This window comes from Mariluticola halotolerans (assembly GCF_021611515.1).
Lineage (GTDB): Bacteria > Pseudomonadota > Alphaproteobacteria > Rhizobiales > Devosiaceae > Mariluticola > Mariluticola halotolerans.
On the sequence record NZ_CP090960.1, the window covers coordinates 3,281,315 to 3,300,839 of the forward strand.

General features: G+C 60.0%; 21 protein-coding genes. 13 read left to right on the plus strand and 8 right to left on the minus strand.

Going from position 1 to position 19,525, the window contains the following annotated elements:
* Nucleotides 1-4 precede the first annotated feature (4 nt).
* Both L1P08_RS15645 and L1P08_RS15650 read right to left on the minus strand, forming a co-directional pair.
* Nucleotides 5-1,615, minus strand: coding sequence for a peptide chain release factor 3 (locus L1P08_RS15645; RefSeq protein ID WP_303617919.1), 1,611 nt, complete (start codon nucleotides 1,613-1,615; stop codon nucleotides 5-7).
* Nucleotides 1,616-1,799: 184 nt separating this feature from the next.
* Complete coding sequence (locus L1P08_RS15650) at nucleotides 1,800-2,432, minus strand: DapH/DapD/GlmU-related protein (RefSeq protein ID WP_368077114.1); 633 nt, start codon at nucleotides 2,430-2,432, stop codon at nucleotides 1,800-1,802.
* A gap of 388 nt (nucleotides 2,433-2,820) precedes the next feature.
* Between L1P08_RS15650 and L1P08_RS15655 the strand changes: the two genes are divergently transcribed.
* The 11 genes from L1P08_RS15655 (at nucleotide 2,821) to L1P08_RS15705 (ending at nucleotide 13,848) form a co-directional block, all read left to right on the plus strand.
* The gene (locus tag L1P08_RS15655) at nucleotides 2,821-3,249 is read left to right on the plus strand and encodes a hypothetical protein (protein WP_438268423.1); all 429 of its coding nucleotides are present in this window, start codon (nucleotides 2,821-2,823) and stop codon (nucleotides 3,247-3,249) included.
* Entirely contained in the window at nucleotides 3,246-3,809 is a 564-nt protein-coding gene (locus L1P08_RS15660) for a plastocyanin/azurin family copper-binding protein (protein ID WP_303617920.1), read from the plus strand. The genes L1P08_RS15655 and L1P08_RS15660 overlap by 4 nt, the downstream gene beginning before the upstream one ends.
* Nucleotides 3,796-4,488, plus strand: coding sequence for an RNA polymerase sigma factor (locus L1P08_RS15665; protein WP_303617921.1), 693 nt, complete (start codon nucleotides 3,796-3,798; stop codon nucleotides 4,486-4,488). Before L1P08_RS15660 ends, L1P08_RS15665 begins: the two co-directional genes overlap by 14 nt.
* 341 nt (nucleotides 4,489-4,829) lie before the next feature.
* Nucleotides 4,830-5,879: a zinc-dependent alcohol dehydrogenase family protein gene (locus tag L1P08_RS15670; protein WP_303617922.1), complete on the plus strand. Its 1,050-nt coding sequence runs from the start codon at nucleotides 4,830-4,832 to the stop codon at nucleotides 5,877-5,879.
* Between the two features lie 156 nt (nucleotides 5,880-6,035).
* Nucleotides 6,036-6,821 (plus strand): ThuA domain-containing protein, encoded by a 786-nt coding sequence (locus L1P08_RS15675; protein WP_303617923.1) that lies wholly within the window; start codon nucleotides 6,036-6,038, stop codon nucleotides 6,819-6,821.
* A 108-nt stretch (nucleotides 6,822-6,929) separates the two neighbouring features.
* The gene (locus L1P08_RS15680) at nucleotides 6,930-7,973 is read left to right on the plus strand and encodes a Gfo/Idh/MocA family protein (RefSeq protein ID WP_303617924.1); all 1,044 of its coding nucleotides are present in this window, start codon (nucleotides 6,930-6,932) and stop codon (nucleotides 7,971-7,973) included.
* Between the two features lie 157 nt (nucleotides 7,974-8,130).
* Complete coding sequence (locus L1P08_RS15685; RefSeq protein WP_303617925.1) at nucleotides 8,131-8,778, plus strand: ThuA domain-containing protein; 648 nt, start codon at nucleotides 8,131-8,133, stop codon at nucleotides 8,776-8,778.
* A 121-nt stretch (nucleotides 8,779-8,899) separates the two neighbouring features.
* Nucleotides 8,900-9,742 carry a cytochrome b/b6 domain-containing protein gene (locus tag L1P08_RS15690; RefSeq protein WP_303617926.1) on the plus strand — a complete coding sequence of 281 codons (843 nt, stop codon included), beginning with the start codon at nucleotides 8,900-8,902 and terminating at the stop codon, nucleotides 9,740-9,742.
* Complete coding sequence (locus L1P08_RS15695; protein WP_303617927.1) at nucleotides 9,735-10,526, plus strand: molybdopterin-dependent oxidoreductase; 792 nt, start codon at nucleotides 9,735-9,737, stop codon at nucleotides 10,524-10,526. The genes L1P08_RS15690 and L1P08_RS15695 overlap by 8 nt, the downstream gene beginning before the upstream one ends.
* Nucleotides 10,527-10,858: 332 nt before the next feature.
* Nucleotides 10,859-12,046 (plus strand): zinc transporter ZntB, encoded by a 1,188-nt coding sequence (locus L1P08_RS15700; protein WP_303617928.1) that lies wholly within the window; start codon nucleotides 10,859-10,861, stop codon nucleotides 12,044-12,046.
* A 326-nt stretch (nucleotides 12,047-12,372) separates the two neighbouring features.
* Complete coding sequence (locus L1P08_RS15705) at nucleotides 12,373-13,848, plus strand: DEAD/DEAH box helicase (RefSeq protein ID WP_303617929.1); 1,476 nt, start codon at nucleotides 12,373-12,375, stop codon at nucleotides 13,846-13,848.
* 45 nt (nucleotides 13,849-13,893) lie between these two features.
* Here the strand turns inward: L1P08_RS15705 and L1P08_RS15710 are convergent, their stop codons facing one another.
* The 5 genes from L1P08_RS15710 to L1P08_RS15730 form a co-directional block, all read right to left on the minus strand.
* Nucleotides 13,894-14,316: a DM13 domain-containing protein gene (locus L1P08_RS15710; protein ID WP_303617930.1), complete on the minus strand. Its 423-nt coding sequence runs from the start codon at nucleotides 14,314-14,316 to the stop codon at nucleotides 13,894-13,896.
* Nucleotides 14,317-14,623: 307 nt separating this feature from the next.
* Nucleotides 14,624-15,220: a nucleoside deaminase gene (locus L1P08_RS15715; protein WP_303617931.1), complete on the minus strand. Its 597-nt coding sequence runs from the start codon at nucleotides 15,218-15,220 to the stop codon at nucleotides 14,624-14,626.
* A complete protein-coding gene (locus tag L1P08_RS15720) occupies nucleotides 15,217-15,711 on the minus strand; it encodes an ureidoglycolate lyase (RefSeq protein WP_303617932.1) in 495 nt (164 codons plus the stop codon). Before L1P08_RS15720 ends, L1P08_RS15715 begins: the two co-directional genes overlap by 4 nt.
* Complete coding sequence (locus tag L1P08_RS15725; RefSeq protein WP_303617933.1) at nucleotides 15,708-16,532, minus strand: bifunctional allantoicase/(S)-ureidoglycine aminohydrolase; 825 nt, start codon at nucleotides 16,530-16,532, stop codon at nucleotides 15,708-15,710. The genes L1P08_RS15720 and L1P08_RS15725 overlap by 4 nt, the downstream gene beginning before the upstream one ends.
* Nucleotides 16,533-16,595: 63 nt before the next feature.
* Nucleotides 16,596-16,931: an ArsR/SmtB family transcription factor gene (locus L1P08_RS15730; protein ID WP_303617934.1), complete on the minus strand. Its 336-nt coding sequence runs from the start codon at nucleotides 16,929-16,931 to the stop codon at nucleotides 16,596-16,598.
* Between the two features lie 46 nt (nucleotides 16,932-16,977).
* Here L1P08_RS15730 and L1P08_RS15735 point away from each other — a divergent pair, with 46 nt between their 5' ends.
* The gene (locus tag L1P08_RS15735; protein WP_303617935.1) at nucleotides 16,978-17,418 is read left to right on the plus strand and encodes an SRPBCC family protein; all 441 of its coding nucleotides are present in this window, start codon (nucleotides 16,978-16,980) and stop codon (nucleotides 17,416-17,418) included.
* Between the two features lie 11 nt (nucleotides 17,419-17,429).
* Here the strand turns inward: L1P08_RS15735 and puuE are convergent, their stop codons facing one another.
* Nucleotides 17,430-18,851: an allantoinase PuuE gene (gene puuE, locus L1P08_RS15740; RefSeq protein WP_303617936.1), complete on the minus strand. Its 1,422-nt coding sequence runs from the start codon at nucleotides 18,849-18,851 to the stop codon at nucleotides 17,430-17,432.
* Between the two features lie 311 nt (nucleotides 18,852-19,162).
* Here puuE and uraH point away from each other — a divergent pair, with 311 nt between their 5' ends.
* Nucleotides 19,163-19,522, plus strand: a complete 360-nt coding sequence (gene uraH, locus L1P08_RS15745; RefSeq protein ID WP_303617937.1) for a hydroxyisourate hydrolase — start codon at nucleotides 19,163-19,165, stop codon at nucleotides 19,520-19,522.
* The last annotated feature ends 3 nt before the right edge of the window (nucleotides 19,523-19,525 follow it).

Consider the following 19,525-nt stretch of genomic DNA (forward strand, 5'->3'; position numbering starts at 1 on the left):
GCGCCTAGTTCCGCTCCCGGGTTGCCGAGAAGGTGATGTCGGGGGCGGTCTTTTTGGTGTGCTCGAACAGCCAGCGGTCCCGCACGAGGAAAACCGGCAGGCCGGCCCGGTCATGGGCGAGGTTGGTGCGGTTTTTGGCGATAAACTGGTCGAGCTGCTTTTCGGTATCTGCCGAAATCCAGCGAGCGGTTTCCACCCCAACCGTTTCACAGATGATGGGCACGCCATATTCGTTTTCAACGCGCGAGGTCAGCACGTCGAGCTGCAGCGCGCCGACGACGCCGACCAGCCAGTCGGCCCCGAGCATGGGGCGGAAAACCTGGGTAATGCCTTCCTCGGCCAGATCATTGAGCGCCTTGGCGAGCTGCTTGGCCTTGATGGGGTCGCGCAGGATGACGCGGCGGATGATTTCGGGCGCAAAATCGGGAATGCCGGTGACCTGAAGATCGCGGCCCTCGGTCAGGGTATCGCCGACGCTCAGGGTGCCGTGATTGGGAATGCCGACCACATCGCCAGCGACCGCCTCGTCAGCGGTTTCGCGCTCGCGGGCGAAGAAGAACATGGGCGAGGAGACGGTGATATCCTTACCCTTTTTGACATTGCGCAGCTTCATGCCGCGCTGGAAATGGCCTGAACAGATGCGCACAAACGCGACGCGGTCGCGGTGGTTCTTGTCCATATTGGCCTGCACCTTGAACACAAAGCCGGTGACATCCTTGGCGTCGGGCTGGATGGGCTCGGGCAGGGCAGGCTGGGGCTGGGGCGGCGGGGCCCATGCGGCGACGGCCTGCAGCAATTCGCCAACGGCAAGGCCCTTGAGGGCGGAACCGAAAAGGACCGGGGTCAGATGACCGGCGCGATAGGCCTCAAGATCAAATTCAGGCAGCATGGCGCGGGCCATGTCGAGGGTTTCGAGCGCCACGCCATATTCGGGCTGGTCGAAAGGCGTGCCGGACGCGGCCTGGGTCTGAAGATCGGCGAGGGTCTTGTCGCCGGGCTCGCCATTGGCCTTGATCAGCTTGCCGGTGGTCAGATCGATGCTGGCTTTATAGTCCTGCCCCATGCCGATGGGCCAGTTGACCGGGGTGACATCGAGCGCCAGCGTGTCGGCGATTTCATCGAGGATTTCCAGCGGTTCGCGGCCTTCGCGATCCACCTTGTTGACGAAGGTCATGATCGGGATATTGCGCAGGCGGCAAATCTCGAACAGTTTTAATGTCTGTTTTTCAATGCCGCGCGCCGCATCGATCACCATGATGGCGGCATCGACCGCGGTGAGGGTGCGATAGGTATCTTCGGAAAAGTCGGAGTGGCCCGGCGTGTCGAGCAGGTTGAGGGTTAAACCCTGATATTCAAAGGTCATCACCGAAGAGGTGACAGAGATGCCGCGCTTTTGTTCGATTTCCATCCAGTCGGACTGGGTGCGGCGGCGCTCGCCACGGGCCTTGACCTGCCCGGCAAGCTGAATGGCACCACTGGCCTGCAGCAGTTTTTCTGTGAGGGTGGTTTTACCGGCATCGGGGTGGGAGATGATGGCAAAGGTGCGCCGGTTGCTGAACGTGTTCGCATCAGCGCGGCGCGGGGCCGCTGTGGTATCGGATAAGGTCTCGGTCATCATTGCCACCAATTTGCCGCGCTGCCCGGACATCGGGCAATGCGCGTGACAGCGCATCGCTTGTTTTGGGGCTTCCCGTCAAGGGCGGAGGCGGAATTGGGGCCGGTTGGGACGCGATTCTGGGCCAAACGCGGATTTTGGGGCGGCCGGACGCGGCAAGCGGTTCTGCGCCCGGCTTCAAGGTTTAAACGTTATACTTCTCGACAAAGGCCTCGGCGGTGAGGCGGCGCATGTCGGGCAGGGTTTCTGCCAGCTTTTCGCGTGGCCAGTCCCACCAGGCCATTTTCAAAAGGCCTTCAGCGGTCTTGTCGTCAAAGCGCTTGCGCAATTCTTTCGCCGCCACGCCGCCGACAATGGAATAGGGGGCGACATCCTTGGAGACGACAGCGCCGGCCCCGATGACCGAGCCGGTGCCCACTGAAACGCCCGCCAGAACGGTGGCGCCATGGCCGATCCAGACATCGTGGCCGACCTTGACGCCATTGGATTTGCGCCAGGCGAAGAATTCCTCGTCGTTCTCGCCCAGATCGAAGGCTTCGGCGCGATAGGTGTAATGGTGCTGGCTGGCGCGCCAGAGCGGGTGATTGCCGGGATTGAGGCGCACATCGCTGGCGATGGAGCAGAACTTGCCGATCTGGGTCCACATGACCTGGCTGCGGTTCATGACATAGGAATAGTCATCCAGCGTGCTCTCGATGAAGGAAACTTCGGTGGCCAGCTCTGTCCAGTCGCCCAGCGTGGAGCCGCGCCGGTCGGCGCTGGGATGGACGTTGGGGCGCTGCTTGAGCGAGGGCTTTTGCATGGGGACGCTCATCATTCATCTTCCCTGAACAGGTGTTTTCATCAGTTCGCGCAGTTTAAGTATAATCACGCATAGGGCCTTGGCAGTTATACAGAAATACACCCGGGCCGGTCTGCTGCTTTCGACACATTCATATCTGCAACCCTGCCGGATTTTGACTTCAGCCACCAAACCCGCAAGCCGATTCTGTTGCCGGGCTTGCGGGCGGTCACTAGCACAAGAGAGATGTCAGATATTTGACAGTGCCGGGTCCGGTTTGCGCGAAGCGCAGGCGGGCCGGGCGCATCTCGGCAGAACCTTTTTTTAAAAATCTTTCTCGCGCCGGGAACTTTATCCCGCTGGCGTCATCCAATGAGTGTTCCCGCGAAAAGGGAAGCAGATGAAAACGAGAAAGAAGAGACAGATGACCTCATTCAAAATCCTGTCGGGGCTGGCCCTGTTTTGCGCCATGACCGGCACCGCCTTCGCACACGGACCGGCAGACTCGGTTGCCATGTCACCGCCCGATGCGCCTTTTCAGGCTGTGAGCGCCCTGGTGCCGCTGCCCGATTTTCTGCCGGGCATGGGCCAGCTTTTTGTTGATCCCGCAACGCTGCCTGCCGGCCCTTTCATGGCTTATGATCACGACGGCGCATTGGTCAGCACGATCTATATGCTGCCCTTGTCGCAATTGACGCCGGATCAGGGGTTTGACGATCTGACCACCTCGGGTGCTTTGGTGGACCATGTGGACGTTGTCTACAATGCCGGCCATCCGGGCGTTGAAGAGCCGCATATTCACGTCATTTTGTGGCATGTAAGCCCTGCCGACGAGGAGCGTGTCGCCCAATGAATATCACCCGCAGACATCTGATCGGGTTGGGGGGCGGCGCTGCCGCTCTCCTGACCATGCCCGCAATCATACGTGCCGCCGAGCCGTTTGATATTGTCATGCAGGGCGGCAAAAATGGTGGCCATGTGTGGTTCGATCCGATTGGCCTGCATATCCAGCCAGGCGACAGTGTGCGCTGGATCAATATGGACAAGGGCAATTCGCACACCGCAACGGCCTATCATCCGTCGCTTTTTGACCATCCGCGCCGCATGCCCAGAAACACAAAGCCATGGGATTCCGATTATCTGCTGCCCGGCGAGAGTTTTGTCTTCACCTTCAGCAAACCGGGGATTTATGACTATTATTGCATTCCCCATGAAGCTGCTGGCATGGTGGGCCGGATTGTTGTTGGCAGTGCGCGGAATGCGGACTGGTTGCGTTCCGGCACGGGCGACAAGGGTGTGCCTGAGGCGGCGCTGAACATGTTTCCCGGGATCGATGCCATTTTGGGCATGGGGCGCGTCAGCATTGATGGCACTGAGACGCAACAGGGTGGTGCGGCACATGCACATTCTTGACCATTACACAGGTACCCGGCATGACCGCCCGCGCAGGCGGGAGGAGGATGTGTTTGTCGAAAAGGCCCGACAACACGACGAGGCGGCCATAAGGGCCATCATTCAGCGCTACAACCAGACCATTTTCCGGATGGTGCGCGCGATCGTTCAAAGTGATGCCGAGGCAGAGGATGTCGTGCAGGAAGCCTATGTGCGCGCGTTCAGCAATCTGGAGAGCTTTCGTGGCGATGCCGCCTTTGGCACCTGGTTGATCAGGATTGCGCTGAATGAAGCTCTTGGGCGCAAACGGCAGCGGCGGGAAACCGACCTTTCCGCGCTTGAAACCTCACCTTCGGTTGACGTCATGATGGAGGCGTTTGGCATGGGCCATTCCCCCGTGAACCCTGAAAGCGACGCGGCGCGCGCGGAAATTCGGGCGCTGATCGAGACGGCGCTTGATACCTTGCCGGAAGTGTTCCGGATCGTATTTGTGATGCGCGATGTGGAGGGCTTCGATATCGCGGAGACGGCGGCGCTGCTTGAGCTTAATCCGAACACCGTCAAAACGCGGCTTTTCCGGGCGCGGGCGATGCTGCGCGAAGCCCTTTCGGCGCGTGTGTCACCCTATTTTGGTGACTTGTTCCCCTTCGATGGTGCCCGCTGTGCTGACATGGCTGACCGGGTGCTCGCGCGGCTCTGATTGCGATGCTGTTTTGGGCCACGCAACGGGGCTGGATATGGCGCGAAACAAAAAGGCCCCGGCGGGAATGAGACCGGGGCCCCAAGTGATGCGCTGGAGGTCACCTGGCGCATGGAGGCAAATTGATCCGCATGAACAGGGGGCAGATTAACGGGGGCAAGTCGTTAATCTGTAAGCATTTTCGCGACATTGCATCTAAATTGGGAACTGATTTTGATGACAATGCGGCCTAGTCTTGGCCGAGCAGCGTCATTTGAGGGGTATGGGCTTAATTGTGCCATGCTGCTTGCTCATGCAAACCAGCTGGGACAAACAAGGCCATCAGCCTGGAGAATGAATGCATGCGCGCAGCTATTTTTGAAACCTATAACGGACCGATTGAGGTGCGGGAGATTGCCGAGCCGGCATGTCCGCGCGACGGGGTTGTGGTGGCGATCAAGGCGTGCGGGGTTTGCCGCTCGGACTGGCATGCATGGAATGGCAGCGACAGCGATGTGACAGCGCCCCATGTGGGCGGGCATGAATTTGCCGGGGTGGTGGCCGAGGTGGGGCCGGAATGCACACGTTTCAAGGTCGGAGATCGGGTAACCGCCCCGTTTATTTTGGCGTGCGGGACGTGTCCGGATTGCCGGCATGGTGACGCGACCATTTGCAATAGTCAGCATGTGGTGGGGTTTTCCGGTTTCGGGGCTTTTGCCGAGCGGCTGGCGGTGCCGCATGCGGATTTCAATCTGGTCAGCCTGCCCGAAAGCATGGATTTTGTGACAGCCGCCGGGATGGGCTGCCGGGTGACGACGGCGTTTCGCGGGCTGGTGGACCGGGCACAGGTACGCCCCGGCGAATGGCTGGTGGTGCATGGCGCGGGCGGGGTTGGTCTGTCGGCCATCATGATTGGCGCGGCGCTGGGGGCGCAAATTCTCGCGATTGATGTGAATGACAATGCGCTGGAAATTGCCGCCGAACTGGGGGCGGGGACGGTGCTGAATGTTGGCGGGCTCGACCGGGTGGGCGAGCGGGTGCGCGAGATTACCGGCGGCGGGGCGCATGTTTCGATTGATGCCCTGGGGATTACCGAGACTTTTCACAATTCGATTACGGGCCTGCGCAAAATGGGCCGGCATGTGCAAATCGGCATGCCGCTTGGCCGCCACGCCGAACCGAGCTTGCCCTTGCTGGAGCTGGTTTATGCGCGGCAAATCTCGATCATGGGCACGCGGGGCATTGCGGCCAGCCGGTTTTCTGCCCTTTTTGACCTGATCGGGACGGGCAAGATTGATCCCGCCAGACTGGTGACACGACGGATCGGGCTGGCGGAAACCGGGGCGGTGATTGAAGGCATGAATGGCTATAGCGGCCATGGCATTGTGGTGATCGACCGGTTCGAGGCCTGAGGGGCCGGGGCGTGCCTATCGCCTGCCCCCTATTTTTGCTCTCCCAAAACGATTTGAATCGCGATAGGCTTTGCCAAAATGCCCAAGGGGACGGTGGGCACGGCAAGGTTCTGCCTGAGACTTCAATCGATAGATATTCCGGGAAGAGGAAGACAAATGAGCATTCGCGCGCTGGTCTGGGGCGAAAACGTGCACGAGCGCACCAATGAGGTGGTGGCGGCCAATTATCCGCATGGCATGCATGAGCGGATTGCCGAGGCCTTGCGCGAAGACGCCGGTATCACCGCGACGACCGCGACCTTGCAGGAAGACGAGCATGGGCTGAGCCGGGCAGTGCTGGACAATACCGATGTGCTGTTGTGGTGGGGGCATGCGGCCCATGGCGATGTCGCCGACGAGATTGTGGAGCGGGTGGCGGAACGGGTCTGGGCCGGGATGGGCCTGATCGTTTTGCATTCGGGGCATTTTTCCAAAATCTTCAAGCGGCTGATGGGCACGTCCTGCGCGCTGAAATGGCGCGAGGCGGGCGAGCGCGAGCGGATATGGGTGGTCAATCCGCGCCATCCGATTGCCGCCGGACTGCCCGAATATTTCGAGCTGGAGAACGAGGAAATGTATGGCGAGCCGTTTGGCGTGCCAGAACCGCTGGAGACGGTGTTCATTTCCTGGTTTCAGGGCGGTGAGGTGTTCCGCTCCGGCCTGACCTATCGCCGGGGGGCGGGGAATATCTTTTATTTCCAGCCGGGGCATGAAACCTATCCAACCTATCATGATGCGACCGTGGGGCAGGTGCTGCGCAACGCGGTTAAATGGGCGCATAACCCGCAGGCCCCGGTTGTTGATGTGACCGATGCGCCGAATGTGCCGGTGGACAAGGCGCCTGAGAAAATTGAGGAACGCGGGCCCAAACTGCACAAGGCGGGCGACAAGGGCCTGCGTTGACGGCTTTGCCCGGCGGCCATGGGGGCGGCGGGGACTGTTTTCTTTTCGACACGCTGTTTGGGGCGAGCCATTGGTGCGGCCTGTGGCGCGGCTGTTATGGAGCGATATATGCGCATTCTTATTCTGGGCACGGGTGGCATGGCGCGCCAGCATGCCGAACATTTTGCCAAGATTGACGGGGTCGAGGTGGTTGCCGGGGTTGATGTTGATCCGGCCAAACTGCGCGGCTTTTGCGATTTGCATGATATTCCCAATGCGTTTGCCTCGCTTGAGGCGGCACTGGTTTGGGGCGAATTTGACGCGGTGGCCAATGTGACCCCGGACAGCGCCCATTATGCGACGACGCTGATGTGCCTTGCGGCGGGCAAGCATGTGTTCTGCGAAAAGCCACTGGCGACCGATTATGCCAAGGCGCTGGAAATGACCGAGGCGGCGGAAAGGGCCGGGCTGATTGGCATGGTCAACCTGACCTATCGCAATGTGCCGCATGTGCACAAAGCCCGTGAAATGGTGCTGGGCGGCGTGATCGGCACGGTGAAACATGTGGAGGCGTCTTACCTGCAAAGCTGGCTGGTGCAGCCGGCCTGGGGGCATTGGGACAAGGAACATCAGTGGCTGTGGCGGCTGTCGACGGCCCATGGCTCCAACGGGGTATTGGGGGATGTGGGTATTCATATTCTCGATTTTGCCGTTTTTGGTGCGGCGACGGATCTGGAAAGCGTTTTTTGCCGCCTCAAAACCTTTCACAAGGCACCCGGCGACCGGATTGACGGTTATGTGCTCGATGCCAATGACAGTTTTTCGATGAGTGTCGCGTTTGAAAACGGGGCGATCGGGGTGGTGCATGCCAGCCGCTGGGCGGCCGGGCATATCAATGAACTCAAACTGCGGATTTATGGCGACAAGGGCGGACTTGAGGTGACGCACCGGCCCGATGGTTCGGAACTGCGCGCCTCGGTGGGGGAAGATGTGCTCAGCGGGGTGTGGCGCGATCTGATGGTTGAGCCGGTGGTGACCAATTACCAGCGTTTTGCCGCCGCCGTTGCCGCCAGCCAGGCCGGGCAACCAAGCTTTCGTCACGCCGCGGAATTGCAGAAAGTGCTGGATCTTTCGGTGCAATCGGACCGTGATCATGGCGATCATGCGGTTTGAATATGGTCCCTTTTTGACCCGAATCGCGGATTAGGATCAGGCAAGGACGCTTGGGAAAACTTTCTCCAGCTTGTCCGTTGCACTTGCATCGGCGGCGGCAAACAGGTTTTCTGTCGCCCGTTTGGCACCGGTTTTATCTTTCGGGAGACGTTTTTCAATGCGTGAGGCAATGATTGTATGGGGTGGCTGGGAAGGCCATGACCCTGAAAAATGCGCCACCATCTATCGTCGGTGGTTGCATGAAGACGGGTTTTCGGTGCGCATGGAAACGGAAACTGCCGCATTCGCCGATCCGGATATTCACAAACTGTCGTTGATTGTGCCGATTTTCACCATGTCGAAAATCGAAAAGGATGAGGCAGTAAACCTTTGCAAGGCCGTGGAAAACGGCGTCGGGCTGGCCGGGCATCATGGCGGCATGTCGGATGCGTTTCGCGACAATGTCGATTATCAGTTCATGGTGGGCGGCCAATGGGTGGCCCATCCCGGCGATATCATCGACTATGAAGTGAATGTGACCAAGGCAGATGATCCGATCATGCAGGGGATCAAGGATTTTGCCTATCATTCCGAGCAATATTACATGCATGTCGATCCCTCCAACGAAGTATTGGCAACCACAACGTTCAGCGGGGAACATGCGCCCTGGACGCGGGGTGTGGTGATGCCCGTGGTGTGGAAACGCCAATATGGTCTGGGACGGGTGTTTCATTCGACGCTCGGGCATGTGGCCGATGAGTTTGATGTGCCGGAAATGGCGACAATTCAGCGGCGCGGCATTAACTGGGCGGCGCGCGAGGAATAGGCGTTAGTTGTTCACGCGGAGGCCGGGCGACAGCGCCGCGCGGCCTGTGCTCCATATGAAACTTAAAATCCGCATCTCCCGTTATTGATCAGGTAAGCTGGTCGCAACGGGAGGTGCAGCAATGGCCGATGAACGTGCTGAGAAACGACCGCGCAAAAGCCGCGATGGGCTGGTTTACCGCCAATCCATCTGGACGCGGGTGACCCATTGGGTCTGGGCGGTTTGCCTGTTCTTCCTGCTGTTGACCGGGCTGCAAATCTTTAACGCGCATCCCACGCTGTATGTCGGGCAGGAATCCGGCTTTGAATATAATAATGCAATCTTGTCGATGACCGCCGAGAATACGGCGGACGGGCCGCGCGGCTATACCACGGTTTTCGGCCACAAATTCGATTCGACCGGATTGTTTGGCTTGAGCGGGCCGCGGCCTTCGGTGCAGGGTTTTCCGGGCTGGGCGACCATTCCCTCCTATCGCGACCTTGGCACCGGTCGGGTGGTGCATTTCTTCTTTGCCTGGGTGTTTGTGGGCACCATGCTGATCTGGCTGGTGGCGAGTGTGGCAAACAAGCATTTATGGCGGGACGTGGTGCCCAAGGGGCGCGATTTGCGCCGGATCGGGCAGGATATCCGCGATCATTTACGGCTGCGGTTTGATCACGGGGCGAAATATAATGTGCTGCAAAAGCTCTCCTATAGCGTGGTGCTGCTGGTCTTGTTTCCGCTGATGGTGTTGACCGGGCTTTCCATGTCCCCGGCGATGAATGCGGCCTGGCCCTGGCTGCTGGAGATTTTTGGCGGACGGCAGAGCGCGCGCACGCTCCATTTTGCGGTGATGCTGCTGCTGGTGGGGTTTTTCATCATTCATATTCTGATGGTTGTGGCCGCCGGGCCGATCAATGAGCTGCGCTCGATGATTACTGGCTGGTATCGCGTTAAAAAGACGGAGACGAAATCCGATGAGTAAGGGTGTGATGACACGGCGCAACCTGTTGCGCGCTTCGGGCAGTCTGGTCGCCGCCTCGACGCTTGCCGGGTGTGACCAGTTTGATTTTCTCGGGCAGCGCGACCACAAGGTGCGCGATGTGCTCGAAAGTGCCAATAGCTTGACCTACCGGGTGCAGCGGATGTTGCTGGGGCCGAATGCGCTGGCACCGGAATACGCTGCCAGCGAAATCCGGCAGGGGCAGCGGCCCAATGGCTCGACCAATCCGCAGACTGCGGAATATCTGGCCTTGAAAGCCAATGATTTTGCCGATTACCGGCTGAAAATCACCGGGCTGGTGGAGCGGGAAGTGTCGTTCTCGCTCGATGAATTGCGCCGGATGACGGCGCGGACCCAGATTACCCGGCATGATTGCGTTGAGGGCTGGAGCTGTATTGCCAAATGGACCGGGACGCCCTTGTCGGTTTTGCTGAAGGAAGCCGGGGTGAAGGCCGGGGCGAAATTTGCGGTTTTCTATTGCTATGATGTGCTGGGCGGTGGGCTTTCGGGGGGCGAGGCCTATTATGAGAGCTGCGACTTGATCGATGCCAACCACCCCCAGACCATTGCCGCCTATGGGCTGAATGATGAAGTGCTGCCGGTGAGCAATGGCGCGCCGGTGCGGGTGCGGATCGAGCGTGCGCTTGGGTATAAACAGCCCAAATATGTGTATGAAATCGAACTGGCGGCGACCAATACGCAATTGGGCCAGGGGCAGGGCAGTTATTGGGCCGATCATGGCTATGACTGGTATGCGGGGATATGAGCGGGGGCCGAGAGGCGTTGAGGGTTTGGGGGCCACGGTGTCATTCCCGCGCAGGCGGGAATCCAGCAGCGGGCAGTCCTGCCCGCGAGAAGGTTTCTTCGCACCGCCGACGCGGCGCACTGGATCCCCGCCTGCGCGGGGATGACGTTTCATGGGTCCCTTGGGTGGCGCCCGAGGGTGACGACAGGTGAAACGGGTGGCTTGTTTGGGTGCTGGGTGCTGCGCTCTCACACCCCTTCTTGCCCGGACTTGATCCGGGCATCCATCTTTTTGGCGCGCATCGCGTGGACCCTCGGGTCAAGCCCGAGGGAGAAGGTGGGGGTGGTTCGCGCGTGGCTCTGCGTCGTCATCGCGAGGCGCGTAGCGACGTGGCGATCCAGAGCGGCAAGTACTGGTGTTCGCCGCTTCTGGATTGCCGCGCGCCTTTGGCGCTCGCAATGACGAGGAGTGTTTCCAGTAAGGCTGGAAACGTTCCAGCGACAAAGCGGGTGACACGACTCAAGGCTTACGCCAGAATTTGCGCCATGAAAAACAAAGCCAAAGCCAAAAAAACCGCCGCTATGCCGCCGATTGTGGCGTTCAATTTTGATGGCAAGGGTGATGGCAGCCAGGTGGTGCCCGCTGACCTCGGTAAATCGCGGGCGGCGGGGGCGTTCTCCTGGGTGCATTTGCATGGCATGGATGCAAAGGCGGTGGCCTGGCTGCATCAGTGCGGGGTCAATCCCGATGTGGTGGCGGCGCTGACGGCAGAAGAAACCCGGCCGCGCTGTACCGTGCATGGCGCGGGGGCGGTGCTCAATCTGCGGGGGGTCAATCTCAATCCCGGTGCGGAGCCGGAGGACATGATTTCGATACGCCTGTGGATTGAGGACAAGCGGGTGATCAGCGTCTGGATGCGGCCATTGGAGGCGGTGCAGGACGTGATCGACGGTATTGAACGCAATAATGGACCGGTGACGGTCGGTGATCTGGTGGCGCGGCTGGCGCTGAGGCTGGCAGACCGGGCCGAGCCGGTGGTGGCGATGCTGAACGAGCAGATTGATGATCTGGAAGAGCAGGTGCTGGACGATGTGGTGTCCGTGCATCGCCGGGCGCTGGCGGATGTGCGGCGCATGTCGATTGTGTTGCGGCGCTATATGTTTCCCCAGCGCGATGCGCTGACGACGCTGGAGATCGAGGATCTGGCCTGGCTGGGCGACCGGGAGCGCAGCCGGCTGCGCGAGGCGGCAGAGCGGGTGACGCGGCTGGGCGAGGAACTCGACACCATTCGCGACCGGGCGCAGATCGTGCATGACCAGATCATGGATACGCGGGCGGAGAACATGAACCGGCAAATGCTTGTGCTGACCGTGGTGGCGGCAGTCTTTTTGCCGCTGGGATTGTTGACCGGGTTGCTGGGGATCAATGTGGGCGGGGTGCCGGGGGCGGACCAGCCTTATGCCTTTTGGGTTGTTTGTGTGATTTTGGTGGTGTTGGGCGTGGCGCAGGCGCTGTTTTTCCGTCATTTCACCAAACGCTAGTCCCCCAACGCAGGGCTGGCCTGCGCTGGCGCGGCGCGAATTGCCTTGCTTTTTGGTGGCTTAGCCGCCATATAGGCTGCAACATCACCCCGACACGCTGCTTTGCGGCCTGATTTCGCGGGTGAATGGCTTCTCTTCTTTCCGGCCAATGCGGCAAGCGGCGAAGCGGGTCCAGGCAACAGGCTTGGGCACGACAGCGCGTTTGTGCGAATGATATTCGCCGCTGCTCGACATTGAACAACTGACGCCGAACCGGACAGCACCCGGGCGGTGTCGGCGTGCGCACCTTGGTTTTGCGCCCCGCCGGAAGATGAAAAAGAGAATTTATGACTATCACTGATTTTGCAGGCCTTGGTTTGCCCAAGGAGCTTGTCAGCTCGCTGGCCAAAGCCGGCTTCGACACCCCGACCCCGATCCAGGGCAAGGCTATCCCCGCGCAGTTGCAGGGCCGTGACATTCTGGGCATCGCCCAGACCGGTTCGGGCAAGACGGCGGCTTTTGGCCTGCCGATCATTGCCGGCATTTTTGCGCTTGAGGGCGCACCGGCACCGAAATCGTGCCGGGCGCTGATCCTTGCGCCGACCCGTGAACTGGCTGTGCAGATTGAAGAAATGATGCGCACCTATGCCACCTATCGCCGTTTGACCACGGCACTGGTGCTCGGCGGTGTTTCCCGCCAGGCGCAGGTGCAGAAACTGGCGCGCGGCGTTGACGTGTTGATTGCCACACCGGGCCGGTTGATGGATTTGCTGGACGACCGCAAGGTGCGTCTGGACCAGACCCGCTGGCTGGTGCTCGATGAGGCCGACCGCATGCTCGACATGGGCTTTATCCAGCCGGTGCGCAAGATTGCCGCCGCGATTGGGCCAAAGCGCCAGACCGCGCTGTTTTCCGCAACCATGGCCCCTGAAATCGGCAAGCTGGCTGCCAGCCTGTTGAATGATCCGGTCAAGGTGGAAGCCAATATCCAGGGCGAAACCGTTGGCAAGATTGACCAGCAGGTCATTCTTTCGGGCTCCAAGCAGAAGCGCGACAAGCTCAACGAATTGCTGGCTGATGACAGCCTCAATCGCGTTGTTGTGTTTTCGCGCACCAAGCATGGCGCTGACAAAGTGGCCAAGAACCTTGGCATTGACGGGCATACGGTTGCCGCCATTCACGGCAATAAAAGCCAGAATGCACGCCAGAGCGCGCTGCGCGGCTTCCGCGATGGCCGTGTGCGTATCCTCGTGGCCACCGATATTGTGGCGCGCGGCATTGACGTGCCCGAGATCACCCATGTGATCAATTATGAACTGCCAGACGATCCGGAAAACTATGTGCACCGCATTGGCCGTACGGGCCGCAATGGTGCATCCGGTGTGGCGATTACGCTGGTTGACGGCACCGAACGCTCGAAACTGCGCGATGTGGAACGCCTGATCCGGCGGACATTGCCGGTGACCGGCACCCTGCCTGCGGGCAGCGAAAATGCTGAACAGCGCGGTGCCCCGGCACGGCGTGGCCGCCCCGGCAATGCTGGTGGACGTCCTGCGAATGCGGGTGGCCGTCCGGGCAATGGCGGGCAGCGCGCAGGCGAAGGCCGCGGCCGCAACCAGAGCCGTCCGCCGCAAAGCGGCACGGACAAGGGCTGGTGGGCCAAGCTTGATTCCGAGGTTGGCAAGGAAGATGGCGGACGCGGCGAAGGCAAACCTTCCAAGGGGCCGAAGCAGCGTTGGAACAAGCGCAAGAAAGAAGGCGCTCAGGCCGCCCGCGCCGGTGGCGGTGGCCGTCCGCAGCGCCGCAATACAAGCGCTGCTTAAAGCGATTTGAAATTTTGGAAAAAGGCGGCTTTCGGGCCGCCTTTTTTATTGGGCGGATTTCAGATCGGCGGCTGCAAACAGGACTGAGAAGGCCTCGCACCAGATGATTGCCGATTTGTACTGGCTGATGTCTGTGCCTGCTGGCAAGGCATAGGACTGGTTGCCGCTATCGCTTTGCAATTTGCCCAGACTGAGCCATTGGCTGTCTTTGACGTCGCCGGAACGGGTGACATTGCCTGCTGCAACCAGCCAGACCTTGAGGTCGGGGCCGGGGGTGGTGCTGAAATCGATCAGGTTGAGGGCGGTTTCGCCATTGTCGCCTGAGACAATGCGCACGGTGCCGGCGCCTTCATGCCCTTCCGCACCGTAAAACATGCCTTCGGCGTGCAAGGTCTCGGCGGCAGAGCTGGTGACGGGCATGGCAATGACAATGCCAGCGAGGGCGGCGGCGTTGATCAGCGATTTCATGGGCTGGCCCTTTGCGATCATTGAAATGCGGGCATTCTAGGCTGACCGGATGCGCAGAAGAAAGCTCCTCGCGCGCTGTTGAAGCGGGTGTGATGGGCGGGTTGCACACGGGGTCCTGAAGCCCTCGTGGTTCGACGGGCTCAGGATGAGGGGGTAGGTCTTGCCGCACCCACTGTGTCATTCCCGCGCAGGCGGGAATCCAGCAGCGGGCAGTCCTGCCCGCGAAACGAGTCTTATGCGCCGCCGACGCGGCGCGCTGGATTCCCGATCGGGTCGGGAATGACGTTGGGGATGGGTGCGGTGTTTTTTAGTCCAGCGGGATGCCGGCATGGCCTTTTTGGGCCTGATAGGCGGCGGAGAGGTCGTTATAGAGGGCGGATATGTCGTCGACGCGGGCGACCAGCCGTTCACGGTTGCCCCGGTCGAGGCTGGCGATCATCTGGACGATGTCATGGCTATGCCAATAGGCGTTTTCGGTATTGTAGCCGCCCGGATCGAGGGTGAAGACTTCCTTGAGGATTTTGAGGTCATGCGGGATGGCGAAGCTGTCGCGGCTGTCTTCATGGCTGAACAGATAATAGAAATTGTCATAGCCGCCCCAGGTGATGGCCGAGAGGCAGAGCGAGCAGGGCTCGTGGGTGGCAAGGAAAATGCAGTCTTTCGGGTCGGGCAGGGTTTTGCGGTCGCGCTCGTAGAGTTTCTTGATCGCGTGCATTTCGCCATGCCAGAGCGGGTTTTCGACCTCGTTATTGGTTTCGGCAATGACCAGCGACAGATCGCTTTTCAAAAGGATCGCGGCACCGAAAATCTTGTTGCCGCGCGTCACTTCCTGCCGGGTCATGGGCGCGATGTCATGCTCGATGGCGTCCAGCAAGCGGTCGATCAGCGCCAGGGTTTCGGTCATGCCTCAATGCTCCACGGGGTGTCGAAATCGAAGGTTTCGAGATTTTTGCCGTCGCCATCGCGGTCGACAATCAGGAAGTCGGTGACCTCATCAAGGGCGGTTAAAACGCCGTGCCATGTGCCAAGGAAATAATTGATGCCCTGGCCCGGTGCCGCCATGAAGGCGCGTGGCTTGCCCGGCTTGCCGTCCTCGTCAGGGGCGACAACAATGAGAAACCTTGTGGGCTTCAATGGCACGAACGCCTGCGAGCCGAAGGGGTGGCGCTCAACCATGCCGAGTTTCAAGGGCAGGGTGAAGGGTTGGGCGCGGGCGATGGAAATGATGGTGCGCGCGTCCTCCCCGGTGGCAATTGCCGTGGCGAGATCATGAAACCGCTCGGTGGTGCCCGCATTGATGGGATGGCTTGAAGTGTCCGGGGTGACCTCGATCACGTCACCGAATTCGAGAAAGGCCTCGCGGGTCAGCGGTTCTATTGGAATGGTCTTGGTCATGGTTTCAGCTTCATGTGGCGGTTGACGTCTTTATAGAGCAGATAGCGGAAATTGGCCGGGCCGCCCGCGTAGCAGGCTTGCGGGCAGAAGGCGCGCAGCCACATGAAATCACCGGCCTCGACCTCGACCCAATCCTGATTGAGCCGGTAAACTGCTTTACCTTCAAGCACATAGAGCCCGTGCTCCATGACATGGGTTTCCGCAAATGGAATGACGGCGCCGGGGGCGAGGGTGACGATCGTCACATGCATGTCATGGCGCATGTCACCGGGATCGATGAAGCGGGTTGTGGCCCAGGCTCCGTTTGTATCCGGCATGGAAATGGGGGGATTGTCGTCCTCATGGGTGACGAATGCTTCGGGGGCGTCGAGCCCCTCGACCCGGTCATAGGCTTTGCGGATCCAGTGAAAGGTGGTTTTTTCGCCGCTGTCATTGAGAAGGGACCAGTCGGTCTCTGGCGGCAGATAGGCGAAGCTGCCGGGGCGCATGGCAAAGGCTTTTCCGGCGATAGTGAGGGTGAAATGGCCCGACGTGACGAAGAGCGCGCCCTCGGCTGCCGGATCGGGCTCGGGTTTCTGGCTGCCACCGCCGGGGCTGACTTCCATGATGTATTGCGAGAAGGTTTCGGCAAAGCCGGAGAGGGGCCGGGCGATGATCCAGGCGCGGGTCTTGTCCCAATGGGGCAGGAGGCTGGTGACGATGTCGCGCATCGTATCCTTGGGGATGACGGCATAGGCCTCGGTAAACACGGCGCGGCCGGTCAGCAGCTCCGATTGCGGCGGCAGGCCGCCCTTGGGGGTGTAATAGCTGCGGTCAGTCATATTCTGCTCCGGCGCGAAAGGCTTCTCGCAGTTAGCCCGAAGCAGGCCGGGGGAGCAAGGGGGTCAGGTTTCGGCGGGTTCGCTGAGATTTTTGTTCAACTGGTTGAGCATGTTGACGGCATAGGCCGCATAGGGGCCGATCCAGCGCTCATGAATGGCATGGATGGGCAGCGCGTCGAGATGGTTCCAGCGCTCGCGGCCCCGCCGTTCGACAACCAGCAGGCCCGCTTTCTCCAGAACGCCCAAATGCTGCATCACCGTGCAGCGATCCATTTCCGGCAGAAGGTCGCACAGCATGCCGGTGGTTTGGGGTTTTTCGCGCAGCAGATCGAGAAGCCGCCGCCGCACCCTATGGCTGAGGGCCTTGAATATGGCATCATTTTCATCTTCGCTTGACATGTTATACTTTTATAACATAAATGACCGACCAGCAAGGAGAAATATCATGGACTTGAAATTTACGGTGTCGGGCCGGATCGCCAAGCCGGTGCATGAGGTTTTTGAGGCTGTGGCCGATCCGCAGAAACTATCGGGCTATTTCACGACCGGGGGCGCCAAGGGCCGGCTGGAGAGCGGAGCGGTGGTGAGCTGGGATTTTCATGATTTCCCCGGCGCGTTTCCCGTTGAGGTGGTGGAGGTGATGCCGGACGAAAAGATTGTGCTCAAATGGGATGCGGATGATGGCCGCAAGACGTTGGTGACCATGGCGTTCTCGGGCCTCGATGACGGGCGGACGCTGGTGCAGATCACTGAAGAGGGCTGGCGGGAAACGCCCGAGGGGCTCAAGGCCTCCTATGGCAATTGCGAGGGCTGGACGGGCATGTTGTGCGCGCTCAAGGTCTATGTCGAGCACGGCATCAATCTGCGTGAGGGTTTTTACAAATAGGTTTTGCCGGTTCAGGCGGGCAGTAAATCCATCAGCCGCAATTCCGCGATGCGCTCGACCTGACGGCAGGCTTCGGCAAATTCCTGTCCGGCTTCATTCTCCAGCCGGACTTCGAAAGCCTTGAGAATGCTTGCCTTGGTGTTGTCCTTGACCGCGATGATGAAGGGGAAGCCGAATTTGGCCGTGTAGGCGGTGTTGAGCTTTGTGAACTGGTCGCGCTCCTGATCGGTCAGGGCATCGAGGCCGACGCTGGCCTGTTCATTGGTGCTTTCGGCGGTCAGCCGCTTGGCGGCGGCGAGCTTGCCGGCGAGATCGGGATGGGCCCGAAGCACTTGCAGGCGCTCGGCTTTGCTGGCGGCACGGAACTGGGTGCGGAGGGCAAAATGCAGGCCAAAGGCGGTGTCATTGGCGGCACCTAGTTCACCTTCGAAGGCGCGTTCGGCAATCCAGGGGGAATGCTCAAAGATCGAGCCGAATTTTTCGACAAAGACCGCGCGGTCCATTTGAGAGGGGATCATCGTGGGGGCCTTGTAGGGGTGGTGGGTGAGCCAGTGTTCGGCAATGTCGATGCGGCGGGCGATCCACACCTTTTCGTGGCTTTGCACATAGTCGATGAAGCGGGCCAGCGCGGCGGCGCGGCCGGGGCGGCCGATCAGGCGGCAATGAAGGCCAATGGACAACATCTTTGGCATGCCGTCCGCACCCTCTTGATAGAGCGTGTCGAAACTGTCCTTGAGATAGGCGAAAAACTGGTCGCCGGAATTAAAGCCCTGGGGGGTGGCAAACCGCATGTCATTGGCATCAAGCGTATAGGGAATGATCAGCTGCGGGTGACCGGCGTGAGTGCGGTAATAGGGCAGGTCGTCATCGTAAGTGTCTGACACGTAAGCCAAAGATTTCAGCTCAGAAACCAGGTCAACTGTGTTGATTGAGCAGCGGCCTGTGTACCAGCCGCGTGGTGCTTCCCCTGTGGCGAGGGTGTGCAGGCGCACGGCTTCAGCGATTTGAGACCGTTCGGTCTCGGGGTCCATGTCCTTGTGCTCGACCCATTTATAGCCATGGCTGGCGATCTCCCAGCCGGCATCCTGCATGGCGCGCACCTGAGCGGGGGCACGCATCAGGGCGGTGGCGACGCCATAGACGGTGACGGGCACCTGCTTTTGTGTGAACAGGCGATGCAGACGCCAGAAGCCGGCGCGGGCCCCATATTCGTAGATCGATTCCATGTTCCAGTGGCGCTGGCCGGGCCATTGGGCCGCGCCGACGATTTCGGAAAGGAAGGCCTCGGAGGCGGCATCGCCATGCAGGACGTTATTCTCGCCGCCCTCTTCGTAATTGAGCACGAACTGCACCGCGATATTGGCCCCGCCCGGCCAATTGGCCTTGGGCGGATTGGGGCCATAGCCATACATGTTGCGGGGATAGCGGTTCATTTCAGCTCTCTTGTGCCTTTGGCCTGAAACATGGATCTGCTTGATGCAAAGTGTCGGCGCGCAGGCAGATTTTTGCAATCATCTATTACAGATAAGCTGTGGGGAGGCCCTGCTGGCAATGAAAAAATGGACCAGTTGGTAAAAAATTACTGGCCATGTTCGTAAAAGCGGTTGTAGCCTCATGAAAACGCTGGATGGAGCGCATCGCCATTGCGAAAAGCTGTAATGGTGCTGGCGGCTCTTGATTGGTGCGGTTGGGCGGGGAATAAGTGGATGACTTGTTCTCACCCATCGATAAGGAAAGGGCGCTAATGGCTGAAACGGGACGCCTGACTACCCATGTTCTCGACACCGCCCATGGCCGGCCGGCCGCGGGCATGGGGGTTGAGCTTTACGCCATGCATGGCGACCAGGCACATCTGGTGGTCTCTGAGGTGACCAATGCCGATGGGCGCTGCGACGGGCCTTTGCTTGAGGGCGCGGATTTTGCCCCCGGTTCCTATGAGCTGGTGTTCAATGTGGGGGCGTATTTTTCCAAGCTGGTGGTGCCGCAGGCCCATCCGTTTCTGGAACTGGTGCCGGTGCGCTTCGTGATTTCTGATCAACACGCGCATTATCATGTGCCCTTGCTGGTCTCTCCCTATGGCTATTCCACCTATAGAGGCAGTTAGACG

What these genes read in the sequence shown, in the direction of transcription:
- L1P08_RS15660 (WP_303617920.1), top strand. Translation starts at nt 3,246, where the DNA reads ATGAATATCACCCGCAGACATCTGATCGGGTTGGGGGGCGGCGCTGCC.
- L1P08_RS15715 (WP_303617931.1), bottom strand. Translation starts at nt 15,220, where the DNA reads ATGACCGAAACCCTGGCGCTGATCGACCGCTTGCTGGACGCCATCGAG.
- L1P08_RS15720 (WP_303617932.1), bottom strand. Translation starts at nt 15,711, where the DNA reads ATGACCAAGACCATTCCAATAGAACCGCTGACCCGCGAGGCCTTTCTC.
- L1P08_RS15690 (WP_303617926.1), top strand. Translation starts at nt 8,900, where the DNA reads ATGGCCGATGAACGTGCTGAGAAACGACCGCGCAAAAGCCGCGATGGG.
- L1P08_RS15705 (WP_303617929.1), top strand. Translation starts at nt 12,373, where the DNA reads ATGACTATCACTGATTTTGCAGGCCTTGGTTTGCCCAAGGAGCTTGTC.
- puuE (WP_303617936.1), bottom strand. Translation starts at nt 18,851, where the DNA reads ATGAACCGCTATCCCCGCAACATGTATGGCTATGGCCCCAATCCGCCC.
- L1P08_RS15650 (WP_368077114.1), bottom strand. Translation starts at nt 2,432, where the DNA reads ATGATGAGCGTCCCCATGCAAAAGCCCTCGCTCAAGCAGCGCCCCAAC.
- L1P08_RS15710 (WP_303617930.1), bottom strand. Translation starts at nt 14,316, where the DNA reads ATGAAATCGCTGATCAACGCCGCCGCCCTCGCTGGCATTGTCATTGCC.
- L1P08_RS15680 (WP_303617924.1), top strand. Translation starts at nt 6,930, where the DNA reads ATGCGCATTCTTATTCTGGGCACGGGTGGCATGGCGCGCCAGCATGCC.
- L1P08_RS15675 (WP_303617923.1), top strand. Translation starts at nt 6,036, where the DNA reads ATGAGCATTCGCGCGCTGGTCTGGGGCGAAAACGTGCACGAGCGCACC.
- L1P08_RS15670 (WP_303617922.1), top strand. Translation starts at nt 4,830, where the DNA reads ATGCGCGCAGCTATTTTTGAAACCTATAACGGACCGATTGAGGTGCGG.
- L1P08_RS15645 (WP_303617919.1), bottom strand. Translation starts at nt 1,615, where the DNA reads ATGACCGAGACCTTATCCGATACCACAGCGGCCCCGCGCCGCGCTGAT.
- L1P08_RS15735 (WP_303617935.1), top strand. Translation starts at nt 16,978, where the DNA reads ATGGACTTGAAATTTACGGTGTCGGGCCGGATCGCCAAGCCGGTGCAT.
- L1P08_RS15655 (WP_438268423.1), top strand. Translation starts at nt 2,821, where the DNA reads ATGACCTCATTCAAAATCCTGTCGGGGCTGGCCCTGTTTTGCGCCATG.
- L1P08_RS15685 (WP_303617925.1), top strand. Translation starts at nt 8,131, where the DNA reads ATGCGTGAGGCAATGATTGTATGGGGTGGCTGGGAAGGCCATGACCCT.
- uraH (WP_303617937.1), top strand. Translation starts at nt 19,163, where the DNA reads ATGGCTGAAACGGGACGCCTGACTACCCATGTTCTCGACACCGCCCAT.
- L1P08_RS15665 (WP_303617921.1), top strand. Translation starts at nt 3,796, where the DNA reads ATGCACATTCTTGACCATTACACAGGTACCCGGCATGACCGCCCGCGC.
- L1P08_RS15695 (WP_303617927.1), top strand. Translation starts at nt 9,735, where the DNA reads ATGAGTAAGGGTGTGATGACACGGCGCAACCTGTTGCGCGCTTCGGGC.
- L1P08_RS15730 (WP_303617934.1), bottom strand. Translation starts at nt 16,931, where the DNA reads ATGTCAAGCGAAGATGAAAATGATGCCATATTCAAGGCCCTCAGCCAT.
- L1P08_RS15725 (WP_303617933.1), bottom strand. Translation starts at nt 16,532, where the DNA reads ATGACTGACCGCAGCTATTACACCCCCAAGGGCGGCCTGCCGCCGCAA.